Source organism: Comamonas sp. 23 (genome assembly GCF_049601575.1).
GTDB lineage: Bacteria > Pseudomonadota > Gammaproteobacteria > Burkholderiales > Burkholderiaceae_C > Comamonas > Comamonas squillarum.
Genome location: NZ_CP187127.1, coordinates 2,054,990 through 2,072,815, shown reverse-complemented (window position 1 = coordinate 2,072,815; position 17,826 = coordinate 2,054,990). Strand labels below are relative to the sequence as shown.

At 63.9% G+C, this 17,826-nt stretch carries 12 protein-coding genes; 8 read left to right on the top strand and 4 right to left on the bottom strand.

The window, feature by feature from the left end; translation table 11 throughout:
* Nucleotides 1–17: 17 nt before the first annotated feature.
* Nucleotides 18–1,664 (bottom strand): hypothetical protein, encoded by a 1,647-nt coding sequence (locus ACPEE1_RS09290; RefSeq protein WP_423936098.1) that lies wholly within the window; start codon nt 1,662–1,664, stop codon nt 18–20.
* A gap of 14 nt (nt 1,665–1,678) precedes the next feature.
* On the opposite strand from ACPEE1_RS09290, the gene ACPEE1_RS09285 reads away from it, so the two are divergent.
* Nucleotides 1,679–2,038 (top strand): hypothetical protein, encoded by a 360-nt coding sequence (locus ACPEE1_RS09285; RefSeq protein ID WP_423936096.1) that lies wholly within the window; start codon nt 1,679–1,681, stop codon nt 2,036–2,038.
* A 120-nt stretch (nt 2,039–2,158) separates the two neighbouring features.
* Here the strand turns inward: ACPEE1_RS09285 and ACPEE1_RS09280 are convergent, their stop codons facing one another.
* The 3 genes from ACPEE1_RS09280 to ACPEE1_RS09270 all read right to left on the bottom strand — a co-directional run bounded on the left by ACPEE1_RS09280 (nt 2,159) and on the right by ACPEE1_RS09270 (nt 4,404).
* On the bottom strand, nt 2,159–3,115 hold the full coding sequence (locus ACPEE1_RS09280) for a FecR domain-containing protein (protein ID WP_423936094.1): 957 nt from the start codon (nt 3,113–3,115) through the stop codon (nt 2,159–2,161).
* Complete coding sequence (locus tag ACPEE1_RS09275) at nt 3,115–3,618, bottom strand: sigma-70 family RNA polymerase sigma factor (RefSeq protein ID WP_116924322.1); 504 nt, start codon at nt 3,616–3,618, stop codon at nt 3,115–3,117. Before ACPEE1_RS09275 ends, ACPEE1_RS09280 begins: the two co-directional genes overlap by 1 nt.
* Before the next feature lie 123 nt (nt 3,619–3,741).
* On the bottom strand, nt 3,742–4,404 hold the full coding sequence (locus tag ACPEE1_RS09270) for a TetR/AcrR family transcriptional regulator (RefSeq protein WP_165841101.1): 663 nt from the start codon (nt 4,402–4,404) through the stop codon (nt 3,742–3,744).
* A 256-nt stretch (nt 4,405–4,660) separates the two neighbouring features.
* Here ACPEE1_RS09270 and ACPEE1_RS09265 point away from each other — a divergent pair, with 256 nt between their 5' ends.
* From ACPEE1_RS09265 to ACPEE1_RS09235, 7 genes are all read left to right on the top strand, one after another.
* On the top strand, nt 4,661–5,737 hold the full coding sequence (locus ACPEE1_RS09265) for an alcohol dehydrogenase (protein WP_423936091.1): 1,077 nt from the start codon (nt 4,661–4,663) through the stop codon (nt 5,735–5,737).
* A 25-nt stretch (nt 5,738–5,762) separates the two neighbouring features.
* On the top strand, nt 5,763–7,193 hold the full coding sequence (locus tag ACPEE1_RS09260; protein ID WP_423936089.1) for an NAD-dependent succinate-semialdehyde dehydrogenase: 1,431 nt from the start codon (nt 5,763–5,765) through the stop codon (nt 7,191–7,193).
* A gap of 67 nt (nt 7,194–7,260) precedes the next feature.
* Nucleotides 7,261–10,542 (top strand): carboxyl transferase domain-containing protein, encoded by a 3,282-nt coding sequence (locus tag ACPEE1_RS09255; RefSeq protein WP_423936087.1) that lies wholly within the window; start codon nt 7,261–7,263, stop codon nt 10,540–10,542.
* A 71-nt stretch (nt 10,543–10,613) separates the two neighbouring features.
* Nucleotides 10,614–12,239: an AMP-binding protein gene (locus ACPEE1_RS09250; protein ID WP_423936085.1), complete on the top strand. Its 1,626-nt coding sequence runs from the start codon at nt 10,614–10,616 to the stop codon at nt 12,237–12,239.
* Nucleotides 12,236–14,041 (top strand): class I adenylate-forming enzyme family protein, encoded by a 1,806-nt coding sequence (locus tag ACPEE1_RS09245; RefSeq protein ID WP_423936083.1) that lies wholly within the window; start codon nt 12,236–12,238, stop codon nt 14,039–14,041. The genes ACPEE1_RS09250 and ACPEE1_RS09245 overlap by 4 nt, the downstream gene beginning before the upstream one ends.
* Before the next feature lie 166 nt (nt 14,042–14,207).
* On the top strand, nt 14,208–15,419 hold the full coding sequence (locus ACPEE1_RS09240; RefSeq protein WP_423936081.1) for an ABC transporter substrate-binding protein: 1,212 nt from the start codon (nt 14,208–14,210) through the stop codon (nt 15,417–15,419).
* Between the two features lie 523 nt (nt 15,420–15,942).
* Nucleotides 15,943–17,736: an IPTL-CTERM sorting domain-containing protein gene (locus tag ACPEE1_RS09235; RefSeq protein WP_182342433.1), complete on the top strand. Its 1,794-nt coding sequence runs from the start codon at nt 15,943–15,945 to the stop codon at nt 17,734–17,736.
* Nucleotides 17,737–17,826 lie beyond the last annotated feature (90 nt).

The window sequence follows — 17,826 nt, the reverse complement described above, 5'->3', positions numbered from 1 at the left end:
ACGCGCCACAGGCTCCATCAATCGAGCACGCCCAGACCCATCGCATTGCCAAATCGATCGCGCAGCCGCAAGAATGGTCCTGAACGCCCCATATCTGGCAAGTAGGTGGAATAGTGCGAACGCCAACGAACACCATCAGGCTCTCCACAACTCATGTTGGATCCGGGTGTCAAGCCCACAGGCAGACAAAGCAGTTTGCCATCCGCAGTGATGACACCCTCGCCTTGTACACGGTCAAACCGGGTAACGACTTCGCCGCTTCGGGCATACCAGTCACCAAACATGCGCTCAGCAAAACTGGCTGGCATATCGGTTTGCAGACGCCGAATCTTGACGGGTGGCTCACCGGGCAGTTGCAACAGCCCTTGCGACCACCAGACGTTGCGGTCTATGGCTCCGCTCTCCAATGGGGGGCTGTAGAACTCCACCATGGCATTGCCCGCCTCGGCCTCCAGCTCCGCCGTACTTGCAGCGCCGCCCAGGCTGCGCCCGCCCCGGTATTGCCGCAACGGAATCGTTGCCGCGCTGGCGCGGCTGCCCGGACCTTTGCTCTGGTAAATGGCGCTGCCCATATGGAAAGTGGGCTGGCCATCTGCACGGTAATGGAACAGCTGCAGGATGACGGTGTCGCCTTGCACATCCAGCGCAATGCCACGACCGGGCTTACCCGTCAATTCATCTTCCACCACCCAGGTGCCATTCATCGGCATCAGGATGTTGGTCGTGACGGACGAGTAACAGGTCACCTGGCAGGCGGGGCCGTATCCGAAATTGGAAGCTAAATAGCTATGGTGCTGTACCGGAGTGATCGTGGTGCGGCCGTCAACGTAGGGGGCTTCATTCAAGGCAGCGCCCAGGTCAAAACCAGTGATGGTCTTGGTATGGGGATGGCTGCCGCCAATGCGCAACACGCCTTGGATATCAAAGCCCGCAAACTGCAACTCCATGCTCTCAATATCAGCGATATCGGCAGGTCTTTCAGCGTCCTTTGGCGTGCATTGCATGCGAGCCGTTCCTAGCAGCACATCACATTGGAGTCGGGGTTGGTAGTCAACCATCCCAATGATGCTGGGCTTGATCCATCCCATATGGGTGATGCCATCATCGGTTCGCCAAAGCTGCGCCTGGGTCGTGTAATCAGGCTGCCCTTGTGCATCCAGCGTAAACAGCCGCAACGAGCGACCGCCTTGTTGCGCCAGTGGGTTGGTGACGCTCAATGCATCACTGGTCACCATAAAGCGCTCAATAGCCACCGCTGATTCGCCCGGGAACTGTAGCGTTCCCTTCAAGCCATTGCGAAAGCTGACGGTCACCTGCCCCATGCTCTGGTCTTCGACGGCATCCTGCATCGGACCGCCCAGACTACGGCCATTCTTGTAGCGCATCAGCGGAGCGGTAACGCTATTGCCCTCCATCTGGCCTGTCGCGGTGTAAAAGGTCGCATCGCCATTTTTCTCGTAAGCGAAGACCTGCATAAAGAAAGTATTGCCCTGCACATCAATGGCTAAACCTCGGCCGGGTTTGCCGTCTACTTCATCGCTGATGACCCAGGTGCCTGCCTGTGGCGTAAAACTGCGTGCTGCCCAGCTGGGAGATAGGGACAGACCCAGTGCAGATACTGCGAGAATGGATGCCAGCTTTGGAATGCGCGTTTGGTGTGCCACTTTATCTCCCTGGATTGAATCATTTTCAGATGCACGTCATTTGTACTTATCACCTGGATGCCAGCGATGCGGACGAAGCTGGATTCCATGAATACCCTTATGAGTATTACATCTTCCAATTCTCTGAAGGCGAAGAAAGTTTCTTTGCGCGCAGCTATACCGATGAGCCCCATAGGGCGCACTTTCTCAACGCGGAAAAAGCCGGTCGATCACGACCATTGACGACCAAGGATTTAGGCGCACCACTTTTCCTGGAAGCACAGGCCTATTTAAGGCAGGCAGGTAAAACTGAACTGAGCTGGCTCAGTGGTAAAGGCAATGGTTATGAGCCACTGCAAAATCCCGTGATTCAGGACCCCATCAAACAGCGCTGATGCCTTCGCAAGCACACAAACACCAGCACAAATCGCCGGTTGCAGATAAGCGATACCGACGTTTGGCGGCCCTGTGGGTGCGCCGATTCAAAGCGATGGATGGCGCACCCAGCACCCCGATTAACGCCTCACCACCCTCACCACCCCATGCGCCAACCGCTCGATCCGCACCGGCAGCGACTGCGCCAGCAGCGCCAGGCTGGCGTCCGTATCTTTGAGCGACAAGGCGCCCGATAGCCGCAGCTGGGCAACCGCAGGATCACACTGCAGCGGGCCCGCACGGTAGCGGGCGATCTCGGCCACGACATCGGCCAACAGCATGTTCTTGGCCAGCAGCATGCCGTGCTCCCACAGCGCGGCGCTGGCTTGCACATCGGTCTGCGGGCCGATGGCGCTGCTGCTGAAATCGGCGGTGTGCCCTTCTTGCAGCACTTGGGTGGCGCCCTGCTGGTTGGTGATGGCGACGGCGTGGCTAAAGACCGCCACGCGGCTGGTGCCCGCATCCACACGGCGCACGCTAAAGCGTGTGCCCAGCGCCCGCACGGTGCCTTGCCGTGTCTCCACAACAAAGGGGCGGTAGCTAGGCGAAGGGTCGGCCTGCGTGGTCACCAAAATCTCGCCTCCGAGCAGCCGCACCAGGCGCTCCTTCGCGTTGAAATGGATCGCCACCGCGCTGGCGGTGTTGAGCGTCAAGGTGGAGCCATCGGGCAGCAGCATGGAGCGCGATTGCCCCACGGCGGTGGCCTGGTCGGCCATCCAGTCCCGCCAGGACAGCTCGCGCCAGGCCAGCCAGCCGGCCGGGGCCGCCACCAGCAAGCCACCCAGCCAGGCCAGGCTTTTGCGCCGGTCGGGCCGTTGCACGGCGTGCAAGGTTTGCTGGCAGACCTCGGCTGGCACTTGGGCAAACATGCCCAGCATGGCTTCGGCCTTGTGCCAGGCGGCCTCATGCGCGGGGCTTTGGCGGCGCCATTGCTCAAAACGCGCCTGCTCCTTGGCCGTGGGCGTTTCGTAGCGCAGCACGATGAGCCAGTCGGCCGCTTCGCTCAGCAAGGTATTTTGTGCGGCAACACCGGCCATCACGCGGCCTCCAGGCACAGCAGCAAGGCCTTGTGGATATGGCGGCGCACGGTGATCACCGGCATCGCGACCTGGTCGGAGATCTGCTGCAGGCTCAGGCCTTCGAGCTGCGCCAGCAAAAAAACCTGGCGCGTCTTGGGCGCCAGGCCTGCCAGCAGCCGGTCGATCTGCACCAAGGCTTCGATGACCTGCAGCTGGGTCTCGGGCGATGGCGCATGCGGCTCGGGCAAGGCCTGCAAGGTCTCCAGGTAGGCGCGCTCGATCTCGCGCCGGCGCCACAGATCGACGACCAGGCCCTTGGCCACATGGGTCAGGAAGGCGCGCGGCTCGTCAGCAGCGCCCAGGTGGCGGGGCGAGAGCATCAGCCGCAAAAAGGTGTCATGGGCCAGGTCTGCCGCATCGCCTGCATTGCCCAGACGGCGCCGCAGCCAGGACTGCAGCCAGGCATGGTGGTTCTTGTAGAGCGCTTCGATGGGCGAAGCCGAGTATCCGGGAGATGCCATGCGATGTCCGCGCCCTGGTGCCACAGTGAATAGTTGAGAATGAATCTCAATTATATTCAAATGTAAAGACCGTCTTTACGCAGGACATTGGCGGCTGCCTGGCGCGCCAGTGGCGCGGGTAGATCAGCGCTGCGCAATAGGCGGCACCGGCAGCACATACTGCCCCGTCCAGCCGACCAGGCGCAGCGCCATCTGCGTCATCTCCTGGCACAGCGCCTCGATGGACAGCTTGCCATTGGGCTGGTACCAGCGGTGCGTCCACTGCACCATGCCGCTGATCGCAAAGGCGGTCACCTTGGGGTTGCCGACCTGGAAAACACCGGCCTCCACGCCGTTGACGATGAGCCGCGTCACCAGCGCATCAAAACCGTGGTACTTGCTGCGGATATCGCTGATTTTTTCCGGGCTCAGGCTTTTTTCCTCTTCGAGCAGGATGACCGAGAAGGTGCTCAGTTCGATCTTGCGGCGCGTGTAGGTGTCGATAAAAAACTCGAAGCGCCGCACCGGGTCCTTGTCCTCCAATTGCTCGCACTGGCTCACCGCCTCGTAAAGGCCAGCAAACACCTTGTCAAACAGGCGCTCGAGCAGCTCGTGCTTGGACTTGAAGCGCTTGTAGATAAAGGGCTTGGTCACGCCGATCGAGGCCGCTATCTCGTCGAGCGTCGCGCTCTTGAAGCCGCGTTTGTAGAACAGCTCGGCGGCGGCATTGATGATCAAGGTGTCCTTGTATTCCTGGATCTGGTTTTTGGCATCGCCTGCGTTGGTGTCGGTGGGTTGAAGCTGCACTGCTGAATATCTCCTGGTGGGCGTGGGGGCTGCGGTGGTGACGCGCGCCGGCACGCTGTACGCATGGCCCCAGCATAGTGGAAAGGCGGGCGGTTTTGCACAAGATGCCAAGCAGCATCCATGCGTGAAATCCCCAATAGTACCAAACGATACTGATCAGTATCTTTGGACTTTTCCAACGCTGAGCTCGCGCCAGGCCCCTGCCGACGCGCCGCGCCTGCAGCCACCGAGCCCTTTGAATACAGGAGACAAGCGCATGTCGAACGCAACCGCCAGCCCTGGCGAACAGCTGAGTTACCAGGTCGTCGATTTTGGCCAACCGCTGCAACTGGCGCGCCGCGCCATTGCCCCGCTCCAGCGCAGCGAGGTGCTGGTGCGCATCAGCGCCTGCGGCGTCTGCCACAGCGATCTGCACATGGCCGAGGGCTTTTTTGACCTGGGCGATGGCCGCCACTTCGGGCTGGAAAAAGTGCTCAAGCCGCCGCGCACCCTGGGCCACGAAATCGTCGGCAGCGTGGCCGCCAACGGGCCTGATGCCCAAGGCACGCTGGGCCGCTCGGTCATCGTCTTCCCCTGGATTGGCTGCGGCCAGTGCGCGCTGTGCGCCCGGGGCGATGAACACATGTGCGCCCGCCCCGAGAGCCTGGGCACCACGCGCGATGGGGGCTTTAGCACCCATGTGCGCGTGCCCCATCCGCGCTACCTGATCGACCATGCCGGCATTGATGCCGCCTTTGCCGCCACCTTGGCCTGCTCGGGGCTGACGGCCTACTCGGCCCTGAAAAAAGTGGCACCAGCGACCGAGCAGGCACCACTGGTCATCATCGGCGCGGGCGGCGTGGGCCTGGCGGCCGTGGCGCTGGCCAAGGCCTTGCATGGCCTGGGGCCCATCGTTGTCGATATCGACCTGGCCAAGCGCCAGGCTGCGCTGGATGCCGGCGCCAGCCGTGTGGTGGACCCAGCCGAGGCGGATGCCGCCAAGACCCTGGCGCGCTCCAGCGCCGAAGGCGTGTCGGCTGTGCTCGATTTTGTCGGCTCCACGCGCACGTTCGAGTTTGCCAATGCCGTCGTCGGCAAGGGCGGCAAGATCCTGATCGTAGGCCTCTTTGGCGGCAGCGCCAGCATCCAGCTTCCGCTGATCCCCATGCGCGCCATCTCCATCGGCGGCTCCTATGTGGGATCGCTGGCCGAGCTGCGCGAGTTGGTGGCGCTGGCCCAGCAAGGGGTACTGCCGTCCCTGCCGCTCAGCAGCCGCCCGCTGGGCGATGTGCAGACCGTGCTGGACGAGCTGCGTGCCGGCAAGGTCACCGGCCGCGCCATTTTGCAAAGCTGAAGCCAGAAAGAATAAGGAGCACCGCATGTACTACCAAGTCCAATTGCTGATCAACGGCCAGTGGCGCGACAGCAGCAGCCAGGAATGGCTGGACATCACCAACCCCGCCGATGAAAGCACGATTGGCCGCGTGGCCAAGGCCAGCCGCGCCGACCTGGATGCCGCGCTGGCCGCCGCCCAGACCGCCTTTGCCGCCTGGCGCACAACCTCGGTGATGGAGCGCTCGACCTATCTGCGCAAGGCCGCCGCGCTGGTGCGCGAGCATGCCGAGGAAATGGCGCTGATGCTGGTGCACGAGCAAGGCAAGCGCCTGACCGAGGCGCGCATCGAGCTCTCAGGCGCCAGCGAGGTGCTGGAATGGTTTGCAGAAGAGGCGCGCCGCTGCTATGGCAGCATGATCCCGCCGCGCTCACCCGAGCTGCGCCAGTATGTGCAGTATGAGCCGGTGGGCCCGGTCGCAGCGTTCACGCCCTGGAACTTCCCGATCAACCAGGCCGTGCGCAAGATCGCGGCCGCGCTGGCGGCCGGTTGCTCGATCATCGTCAAAGGCTCGGAAGAGACGCCGGTGGCCCTCGCCCGCTTTGTCCAGGTGCTGGAGCAGGCCGGCCTGCCCGCAGGCGTGCTCGGCCTGGTCTATGGCGTGCCCGGTGATATCTCCGAGCACCTGATTGCCTCACCCGTGGTGCGCAAGATCTCGTTCACCGGCTCCACCTCGGTGGGCAAACTCTTGAGCGCGCAAGCGGGCGCGGCGATGAAGCGCGTGTCGATGGAGCTGGGCGGCCATGCGCCCGCCATCATTTGCGACGACGCCGACCTGGCGCGCAGCCTCAAGCTCCTGGGCGTGCAGAAGTTCTGGAACGCCGGCCAGGCCTGCATCTCGCCGTCGCGCTTTCTGGTGCAGGCACCCCTGTATGACGATGCCATTGCCGGCTTTCAGCGCATTGCCGAGGGCTATGTGCTGGGCAATGGCCTGGACAAGGCCACCCGCATGGGCCCGCTGGCCAACCCGCGCCGTGTGGCCGCCATGCAGGCGCTGGTGGATGACGCGGTGGCCAAGGGCGCCCGTGTGGTGACGGGCGGCAAGGCGCCGGATGGCCAAGGCTACTTTTTTGCGCCCACCGTGCTGGCCGATGTGCCGCAGGACGCGCGCATCTTCAACGAAGAGCCCTTTGGCCCGATTGCCGCCTTTGCCCGCTTTGACAGCGATGCGCAGGCGCTGCAAGAGGCCAACCGCCTGCCCTGGGGCCTGGCGGCCTATGTGTTCACCGGCTCGGCTACACGCGGCGAGTGGTTCAAGAACGCAATCGAAAGCGGCCTGGTCGGCATCAACTCGATCGCGCTGGGCTACCCCGAGCAGCCGTTTGGCGGCGTCAAGGATTCGGGCTACGCCAGCGAAGGCGGCGCCGATGCGCTGGCCTTCTACCTCAGCAGCAAGTTTGTCAGCCAGACCATCTGAGCGCGCGGGCCCGCAGCCTGCGGGCCCCTTGCGCGGCGCACCGCGATTGAAGAGACAAAGGAGTTCCATGCACAAGGTATTGATCGCCAACCGGGGGGAGATTGCGGTGCGCATTGCGCGCACGGCCGCAGACCGGGGCATCGCAAGCGTTGCAGTCTACGCCAGCGACGATGCAGCCAGCCTGCACCGGCGCGCGGCCGACCACGCCCGCGCGCTGGGCGCCCAGGGCGCAGCCGCCTATCTGAACGGCGCGCATCTGATCGAGATTGCCCGGCAGGAGGGCTGCGACGCCGTCCACCCCGGCTACGGCTTTTTGAGCGAGAACGCGGCCTTTGCGCAAGCCTGCAGGGCAGCGGGCCTGCGCTTTATCGGCCCCTCGGCCCAGGCGCTGGAGACCTTCGGCGACAAGGCCCAGGCGCGCGCACTGGCTGAGCGCGTGCAGGTGCCGGTGGCGCAAGGCACGCACAGCGCCACCAGCCTGGCACAGGCCCAGGCCTTCATGCAGCAGCTGGGCGGGCCGGTGATGCTCAAGGCGCTGGCAGGCGGCGGCGGGCGGGGCATGCGCGCGGTGATGGCCGTGGAAGACCTGGGCGCAGCCTTTGACCGCTGCAGCTCCGAAGCGCTCAGCGCCTTTGGCCGCAGCGATTTGTATGTGGAGCAGCTCATCGGCGGCGCCCGCCATATCGAGGTGCAGATCGTGGGCGACGGCAGCGGCGCGGTGCAGCACCTGTTTGAGCGCGATTGCACTTTACAGCGCCGCCACCAGAAGCTGCTGGAGATTGCACCCAGCCCCTTCATCAGCGCCGCGCTGCGCGCGCAGCTGCTGCAGCATGCCTGCCGCCTGGGCGCCGCGATGCACTACCAAGGCCTGGGCACGGTGGAGTTCCTCGTCGACAGCCGCAGCGGCCAGTACATCTTTATCGAATGCAATCCGCGCCTGCAGGTGGAGCACACCATCACCGAGGCCATCACCGGCCTGGACCTGGTGGCGCTGCAGTTTGCGCTGGCCGATGGCGCCAGCCTGCAAGACCTGGGCCTGGACCAGGCACGGCCGCTGCCCTGCCAGTTTGCGCTGCAGGCGCGTGTGAACATGGAAAGCATGCAGCCCGATGCCCAGGCCCTGCCCACGGGCGGCACCCTGGCGCGCTTTGAACCGCCCACCGGCCCGGGCGTGCGCGTGGACAGCTTTGGCTATACCGGCTACGAGACCTCGGGCAACTATGACTCCCTGCTCGCCAAGGTGATCGTCAGCGGTCCCAGCCAGTTTGAGGTGCTCTGCGCCAAGGCCGACCGGGCGCTGGCCGAGTTCCATATCCAGGGCCTGGAGACCAACCTGGACTACCTGCGTGCGCTGCTGCGCGATGCGCAGGTGCTACGCGGCGAGATCGATACCACCTATGTGGAACGCCAAGGCCCGGCGTTGCATGCGGCTGCCACGGTGCTGGCAGCACAGCGCCAGCCTGATCCGCAGCGCACCAGCGAGAACGCCGCGCAGACCGGCACCAACGACGAGCCCGCTTTGCCAGAAGGCGCCCATGCGGTGCGCGCTGCGATGCGCGGGCGGCTGATTGCGCTAGAGCGGGATGCCGATACCGTGCAGGCCAGGGGTGCCTCGGTGGCAGTGCTGGAGGCGATGAAGCTCGAGCACAGCGTGTACCTGGCCCAAGGCGGCCGCTTTGTGGCGCGCGCGGCGCTGCTGGGCGAGGTGGTGGCGGCGGGCACCCTGCTCGGCTGGGTGCTGCCCGATGCATCGGCCAATGCGATGGCCGCAGAGCAGCAACAGGCCGACCTCGATGCGATACGCCCCGACCTGGCCAAGGTGCTGCAGCGCCAGCAGGGCCTGATGGATGCGGCCCGCCCTGAAGCGGTGGCCAAGCGCCGGCGCCACGGCAAGAACACCGCACGCGAGAACCTCGACCAATTGCTCGATGCCGGCAGCTTTGTGGAATACGGCGGCCTGACCTTGGCCATGCAACGCGGCCGTCGCAGCGAGGAAGAGCTGATTCGCGTCAGCCCCGCCGACGGCACCATCACCGGCCTGGGCCGTATCAACGGCCAGCAGTTTGGACCCGAGCAGGCGCGCTGCGCGGTGATGGCCTATGACTACACGGTGTTTGCCGGCACCCAGGGCTTTATGGCCCACCGCAAGATGGACCGCATCGTGCACACCAGCGAACGCCTGGGCCTGCCCTTTGTGCTGTTTGCCGAAGGCGGCGGCGGGAGGCCCGGCGACACCGACTATGTGGGCGTGTCGGGGCTGGAGTTCACGACCTTCACGCACATGGCGCGGCTGTCGGGCAAGGTCCCCACCATTGGCGTGGTCTCGGGCCGCTGCTTTGCCGGCAATGCCGCCCTGCTGGGCTGCTGCGATGTGATCATCGCGACGCAGGATGCCAGCATCGGCATGGCGGGGCCGGCGATGATCGAGGGCGGCGGCTTGGGCGTGGTGGCGGCCGATGACGTTGGGCCAGTGAGCGTGCAGACCCGCAATGGCGTGATCGACCTGCTGGCACGCGACGAGACCGAGGCGGTGACGCTGGCCCAGACCTACCTGGGCTTTGTGCAGGGCAAGCTGCCACCAGGCGCATGTGCCGACCAGCGCCTGCTGCGCGCGCTGGTGCCCGAGAACCGGGTCAAGGGCTACGACATCCGCGCGGTGGTGCAGACCTTGTTTGACAGCGGCAGTTTTCTGGAATTGCGCGAGCACTTTGGCCGCAGCGTCGTCACCGGCTTTGCCCGGCTGGAAGGCCAGGCCGTGGGCGTGCTGGCCAACGATGGCAGCCACCTGGGCGGCGCGCTCGATGCCAACAGCGCAGACAAAATATCGCGCTTTCTGGAGCTGTGCGACAACTACGGGTTGCCGGTCGTGTCGCTGTGCGATACGCCGGGCTTTATGGTGGGGCCAGAGAGCGAGAAGGCTGCAGCCGTGCGGCACTTTGCCCGCATCTTTGTGACGGCCAGCCATATCAAGGTACCCGTGCTGGCCATTGTGCTGCGCAAGGCCTATGGGCTGGGCGCGCAGGCCATGCTGGGCGGCAACCTGTTTGTGCCGGTGGCCACCGTGGCCTGGCCCACCGGCGAGCTGGGGCCCATGGGCATTGAAGGCTCGGTACGCCTGGCCTACCGGCGCGAGTTGGAAGCACTGGAGGACGCCGCCGAGAAGGCCGCCTATTTCCAGGCCAAGACCGATGAGATCTATGCCCAGGGCAAGGCGCTGAATGTGGCCAGCTACAACGAGATCGACGATGTGATCGACCCGGCGCAGACCCGCAACTGGCTGGCCAGCATGCTCGCCAGCCTGCCAGCGGCCAGCCCGGGGCGGGCGGCATCGGGTGTATCGCCCTGGTAGCCAACCCGCCCCCGCCTCACCCAAACACTGCGACCGAGATCCCCAAAAACACCAGGACCGTAGGAGACACCATGAGCCCCATCGCATACCGGCAACAAGAAAAGCCCTTGCATGAGTACCTGCGCCAGCATGCGCGCACCCAGCCCGACAAGCCGGCCTTTATCTGGTACGGAGCCTCCATCAGCTGGGCGCAGCTGGACCAGATGAGCGACACCTTTGCGCACCAGCTGCAGCAGCGCGGTGTGGGCAAGGGGGACCGGGTGGCCCTGTTCATGCAGAACTGCCCGCAGTATGTGATTGCGCATATCGGCATCCAAAAGCTGGGCGCGGTGGTGGGGCCCTGCAGCCCGCTGTTCAAGGGCCATGAGCTGGAGTACCAGCTCTCCGACTTGGGCGCCAAGGTGATCGTCGCGGCCGATGTGCTCTACGAGATCGTGCAGGCGGCGCGCCCCAAGACGGCGATTGAACATGTGTTCCTCACCCACTACGCCGACCTGCTGCCGGCCCAGCCGACGATCGACCTGCCCGCCGAGATCGGCACGCCCAAGCGCCATGTCGATGGCACGACCGACTTTGTGGACTGCCTGCGCACGCCTCTGCGCGCGCCCGATGTGGGCCCGCTGGACATGGACGATGTGGCGCTGATGACCTATACCTCGGGAACGACCGGCCTGCCCAAGGGGGCGATGCTGAGCTACCGCAACGCCCTGTTCAAGGCGCATGCCGCGGCCGACAACAACCCGATCCGCGATGACGACACCATGCTGGCCGTCGCGCCGCTCAACCACATCGCGGGCATGCTGATCGGCCTCAATGTCACGCTCTACACCGGCATCCGCTGCGTGCTGCTGTACCGCTTTGACCCCGTGCAGGTGCTGCAGGCGCTGGCGCGCTACCGGGTGACCTGGTGGTACAGCGTGGCGAGCATGAATGCAGCGGTGATGCAGGTTGACGCTGCACACAGCTACGACCTCAGCGCGCTGCGCATCAACCCCAGCACCAGCTTTGGCATCACCATCAACCAGGCGCTGGCCGAGCAGTGGCGCGGCTTTGCGCCCAACTGCCAACTGTTCGAGGTGACCTATGGCATGTCCGAAACCCATACTTGGGACACCTCGATGCCCGTCGATGCCATCAAATGGGGCGCGCACGGCATTCCGATCGACGGGGTGGAATGCCGCGTGATCGACGCGGGCACCGGCCAGGACCTGCCCGTCGGCCAGGTCGGCGAGCTGGTCTTGCGCAGCCCGGGTAACTTCAAGGGCTACTGGAACAAGCCCGAGGCGACGGCCAGCACCTTGAAGGACGGCTGGGTGCACACGGGCGACATGGCCAAGATCGACAGCGATGGCTACCTGACCTTTGCCGGCCGCTTCAAGGAGATGATCAAGGTCTCGGGCTACAGCGTCTTCCCCGAGGAGGTCGAGTCCATCATGATCAAGCACCCCTCGGTCGCGCAGGTGGCAGTGATCGGCATCGATGACCCAAGCAAAGGCCAGGCTGTCAAGGCGGTGGTGATTGCCCGCAAGGGCGCGCCGGCGGTGAGCGCGCAGCAGCTGATCGACTGGTGCCGCGAGCAGATGTCGGTCTACAAGGCACCGCGCGAGATCGAGTTTCGGGAGGCGCTGCCGACGACGGGTACCGGCAAGGTGCTGCGGCGCCTGTTGAAGGACCCGCAGAAAGCGAGCGCCGCATGAACGCGCAAGCCCACCCCGTTGCGGCGCTGGATAACCAGGCGCTTTTGGAACTCTTGCAGCGCGATGGCGAACTGGTCACCGAGCGCCTGGCGCACTGGGCGCGTACCAAGGGCGAGCAGCTCTTCTACCTGTATGGCGAAGACGATGTGCGCCTGAGCTATGCCGAGTTTGACCGCATCACCGATGCCATCGCCGGCAACCTGGCCGCTGCCGGTATCGGCCGGGGCATGCCGGTGTCGGTGTTCATGCGCAACCAGCTCATCAGCGCCTTGGCCATGTTTGGCATCTGGAAGGCCGGCGCCATCTTTGCACCGATCAACTTTGGGCTGACCGAGCGCCTGCTGGCCTACCAGATTGGCGACACCCAGCCGGTGATGCTGCTGGCCGAACGCGCGCTGGTGCCGGCCCTCAATGCCATTAGCGAAGAGCTCAGCCAGGTCGCGCCCTTGGCCCATGTGGTGGTCTACGAGCCGCCCGCCGGCAGCCATGATGCGGTGACGGGCGGCCTTGCCTACCGCGGCCCGCAGTTGGAGACGGACTGGGCCGCGCTGCTGCAGCCCGCAGCCAAACCGGATGTGGCCCTGGCCTATGACGACCTGTGCAACATCATCTACACCTCGGGCACGACCGGGCCATCGAAAGGCGTGGTGCAAAGCCACCGCTGGATGAACCAGTACACCTATTTGTTCCGCCAGATGCTCAACGGCCACGACGTGGTCTACAACGACCTGCCGATGTACCACGTGGGCGGCGCGGTGTTCAATGTGGTGCGGGCGGTGTGGGCCGGCAGTGGCCTGGCCTGCTGGGACCGCTTCAGCCCCAATGACTTCTGGCGCCGCATTGCGCTCAGTGGCGCCACCAGCGCGGTGCTGGTGGACACGATGATCTCCTGGCTGGCCAAGGCGCCGCCAGCGGCCACCGACCACCACAACAGCCTCAACAAGGTCTACATGCAGCCACTGCCCCAGCGCCATGCGGAGATTGCGCGCCGCTTTGGCTTTGACTTTGTGACCGCCGGCTTTGGCCAGACGGAGTCGGGCATGTCCTGCTTCACCATCATCGAAGAGACAGACGCCAGCTGCGAATCCCCGCCCGCCTACCGGCGCGGGCAGACGCGCGAGGCCATCCGCGCGCAGGCGGCCGCCCTGGGCCTGGAGCGGCTGGGCCCGGCGCAGGCCGGCCAGGTGGGCAAGGGCTACCTGGGCCATCCGAGCCTCTTTGTAGAGGCAGCGGTGCTGGACGAGCGCGATGGTGAATGCGCCGTGGGCGTGGCCGGGCAGCTGGCTTTTCGGTCCAAGCTTCCCTATTACCTGCTGGTCGAATACCTGGGCAAGCCCCAGGCCACCGCCAAGGCCTTTCGCAATCTCTGGTTCCACACCGGCGACTCGGCGCTGCGCCATGCCGATGGCAGCCTGAGCTTTGTCGACCGCATGGGTGACCGCATCCGGGTGCGGGGCGAGAACATCTCATCCTTCCATATCGAGGACATGGTCAACCAGTACCCGGCCGTCGAAATGACGGCCGCCTTTGCGATCCCCGCGCACGAGGGCGATGAGGACGATGTCGTCGTCTATGTCGTGGCGCGCGAGCAGCAGCTGATCGACCGCCAGGCGCTGCACGACTGGTGCGAGCGCAAGATGCCCAAGTTCATGCGCCCGCGCCATATCCGCGTGGTCGAGCAGTTCCCGCGCACGCTGACGCAAAAGATCGAGAAGTTCAAGCTCAAGGCGATGATCCTGGCCGAGCTGCAGGGCCAGCATGCCAACGAGACACCACCCACCAAGGAGCGCCGCATGACCTGACACCTCCGCCCTGCCCCACCTGGCTTTGCGCCAACCCCTTTGCCCCCTCTTTGTGCGACCCGCTACGCCGTGCCCACCAGGCCCAACCCCTTGCCCTGAACCCTTTGACTGCGGGGCAAACCCACCTGGCCGGGGCCAACGATAAAAATACCAGGAGACCATTTCCATGAAGTTCAGAACCACTTGTTTGACGACCCTGCTTGCATCTGTTGGCCTGGCCTCTGGCGCATGGGCGCAGGGCATATCCGACAACGCCGTGCGCATTGGCGTGATCAGCGATACCTCCAGCGCCTACGCCGATATTGGCGGCAAGGGCACGGTCGCGGCGGCCACGATGGCGATCAAGGATTTTGGCGGCACGGTGCTGGGCAAGCCCATCGAGCTGCTGTCGGTGGACCATCAGAACAAGGCCGACATTGGCGCCACCCGCGCCCGCGAATGGTTTGACCGCGAGAACGTGGACATGGTCATCGGCCTGGGCAACACCGCCGTGCACAACGCAGTCGCCACCGTGGCCAAGGAAAAGAACAAGGTGCTGATCAACACCGAGGCGGGCTCGAGCTCGATCACCGGTGAGAACTGCGCGGCCAACATCGTGCACTACACCTACGACACCTATGCCACGGCCAACAGCACCGTCAAAGCGGTAACCGAAGGCGGCGCCAAGAGCTGGTACATCGTGGCGGTGGACTATGCCTTTGGCCAGGCGCTGTCGAACGACATCACGGCCGCCGTCGACAAGAACGGCGGCAAGGTGATCGGCACGGTCAAGCACCCGCTCAATGCGCCCGATTTCTCGTCCTACATGCTGACGGCGCAGGCCTCCAAGTCCGATGTGATTGCGCTGGCCAATGGCGTGAACGACACCATCAACTCCATCAAGAGCGCCCGCCAGTTCGGCATCACCGACAAGCAAAAGGTGGCCGCTGCGCTGATGTTCATCTCGGACGTGCATGCGCTGGGCCTGAAGACCGCCCAGGGCATGTATGCGACGACCGCCTTCTACTGGGACCGCACGCCCGAGAGCCGCGCCTGGTCGCAAAAGTACTTCAAGGTCATGAACAAGATGCCGACCATGGCCCAGGCCGGCACCTACTCGGCAGTGATGCACTACCTCAAGGCAGTCGAAGCGGCCGGCACCGACGAGACCGCCGCAGTGATGACCGCGATGAAGAAGATGCCAATCAAGGACTTTTTCAGCGACGACGGCAAGATCCGCGAGGACGGCCGCATGGTGCATGACATGTACCTGGTGCAGGTCAAGAAGCCCGAGGAATCCAAGGCACCCTGGGACTACTACAAGATCATCGCCACCATCCCGGGCGACCAGGCCTTCCGGCCGCTGTCCGAGGGCAAGTGTCCCCTGGTCAAGTCCTGAGCCCGCCACTCAGCCGATCTGGACCCTCCAACCCGATGGACCCGACCTGGTCCATCGGGTCGTTTCATTTCTGCCCAGGGTTTATGACCATGTAAGCATCTAGTGATTTTCAGTGTTTATTTTCATGCAAGGGTAAGCATTTTTCCGGGGCACGATGCTCCTAATTTAAACAATTGCAAATAAATTCAATAGTTTTGAACAAATGTTTATTATTTATAGATTGCATTTGACATTTAAAGCCATAAAAAACATAGCATCGCAGGCTTGCAAATCAAAAGGTATACTACAAACTCTATTCAGAGATTTACCAGACAACTATCAGAATAGATTACTTTAATATTAATAAAAATCACCAGCAAGGGTGTTTAAACATTCATTGACAATACGCCACTGGCATTCACAGAAAGGCTGTTTACGATGTAATCCTTGAAAAAGGAGATTGTCCATGTTGTTAAATAACAAAATAAAAATACTCAAAACAGGATTAGTCACAATAGCTGCGGCCTCTCTGGCCCCGGTGGCCATGGCAGCATCGGGCGCTCCGCTTCCGCGCTGCGATGCCAGCGGGCAATCGTTCTATCTGACCCGCTACACCGGCCCGGCCGCCACCGGAACACCGCCCACGGCGATCCTGGATCTGGCGACCGCCCCCGCCACCGGCGCGGTTGCCATTGCTCCCATCTGGAGTGGTGCCGCAGCGCCCACCGTGTCCGCGCGCGAAATTGGACTGACGCCGCCCAATCCGCCATTGCCGGCGGGCGCCTCCGTCGCCGGCGGCATGGGCAAGGATGGCTATATCTATACGATGCGCGCCGTCGACGGGGACAACAACTGGGATACCAGCCCGGCAGCGGGTTGGGGCAGTGCAGCGGGCGGTGGATGGCGCAGCCATACTCGTTATTACGAGATGCTGCGCTATGGCCGCAATGGCGTGGACAACCTGGGCATCGTGAGCGGACTGGGAACCTACCAGACCGACCCCACCGATCCCAGCACCTTGGTCAGCGGTGCGATTGACCTGCGCCTGGGGCCCAATTTCAACGCCGCCGATATTGACCCGGTCACCGGCATCATGTACCTGGCGAACTTCCAGACCGGCGGCGCACTCAACCGCGTCTTCAAGATCGATGTGACGCAGACCCCGCCGCTCTATGTGGGCACCTTGAACCTGGCCAGCAATATTCCCGGCGCGCAATCGGGCGACTTTGCGATTGACGCCAGCGGGCAATGGGCCTATGGCATCGCAACGACGGGGAATGTGATCACGGGAACATCGGTGAGTTACCGATTCAACCTGTCTTCCGGTGCCGTTGAGACGTTGGCAGCTGTATCACCAGCCCCGTTCAACAGCCCGTATGGTGCAGCAGCACGGCTGCCCAATGCAACTGACAAGCTGGCCTTTTATGGCCTGGGCACACGCATCATGAGCATCCCTGCAGGCACCGTAGGACCCAGCCAGAGCACCGCAGGCGCCACCAGTGGCGATGCCGCCGCCTGCCTGCCCAAGCTGACCGCGACCCTGGTCTGCACCCCCGATGCGCTGGTCGATGCGGCGGGCAATATCTCCAACTGCACAGTCACCTTGGACCAGGCTGCGCCGGCGGGCGGCATGGCCATTGCTCTGACCCCACCAGCAGCCAACCCACGCTACACCAGCAGCTGCGGCAGCTCCATCGTGGTAGCAGCCGGGCAGACAACGGCCAGTTGCTCGATCACCGCCACGCCCAACACCACGCCCGGTGATGGCGATGTGACCGCAGCGCTGGCGTTGGCCACACCTGCCGCAACAGATGACTATGTGCTGGGCACCCCGTCAGGGGCCGAGGTCCGCATCCGCAACGACGACGTTGACATCCCCATTACGCCCGTGGTCAACCTCAGCTGCACACCCAGCAGCTTGGTGGACGCTGCAGGCCAGGTCTCTACCTGCATCATCAATCTGAGCGCGCCCGCACCCGCCGGCGGTAGCAGCATCAGCCTCAGCCCGCCACCCGGCAGCAGCCGCTACACCAGCAGTTGCACCTCTCCCGTGCTCGTCGCAGCAGGGGCGACGCAGAGCAACTGCACGATCACCGCAACGCCCAATACCGTCATAGGCGATGGCAGCGTCAGCGCGTTGTTACAGCTGTTGGCCGGGCCCGGTTATACGCTCGGGCCCGACAGCCAGGCCAGCGTGCAAGTCAACGACGACGACCTGCCTATCGATGTCGGCGATGCCAAGCGTGTGCCTACTTTGAGCGCATGGGCACTGGCTTTGATGGGCATGCTGCTGGCAGCTGCAGGCGCGCTCTTTGCACGCAAGCGGCACCAGGGCTAGGCACCGGCCATCCAGACCACCGCGTCCAAAAGGGAGCCTAGCTCCCTTTTTTGTGCGCCTCATGGCAAGCGGCGCTACAGAATTTCTTCC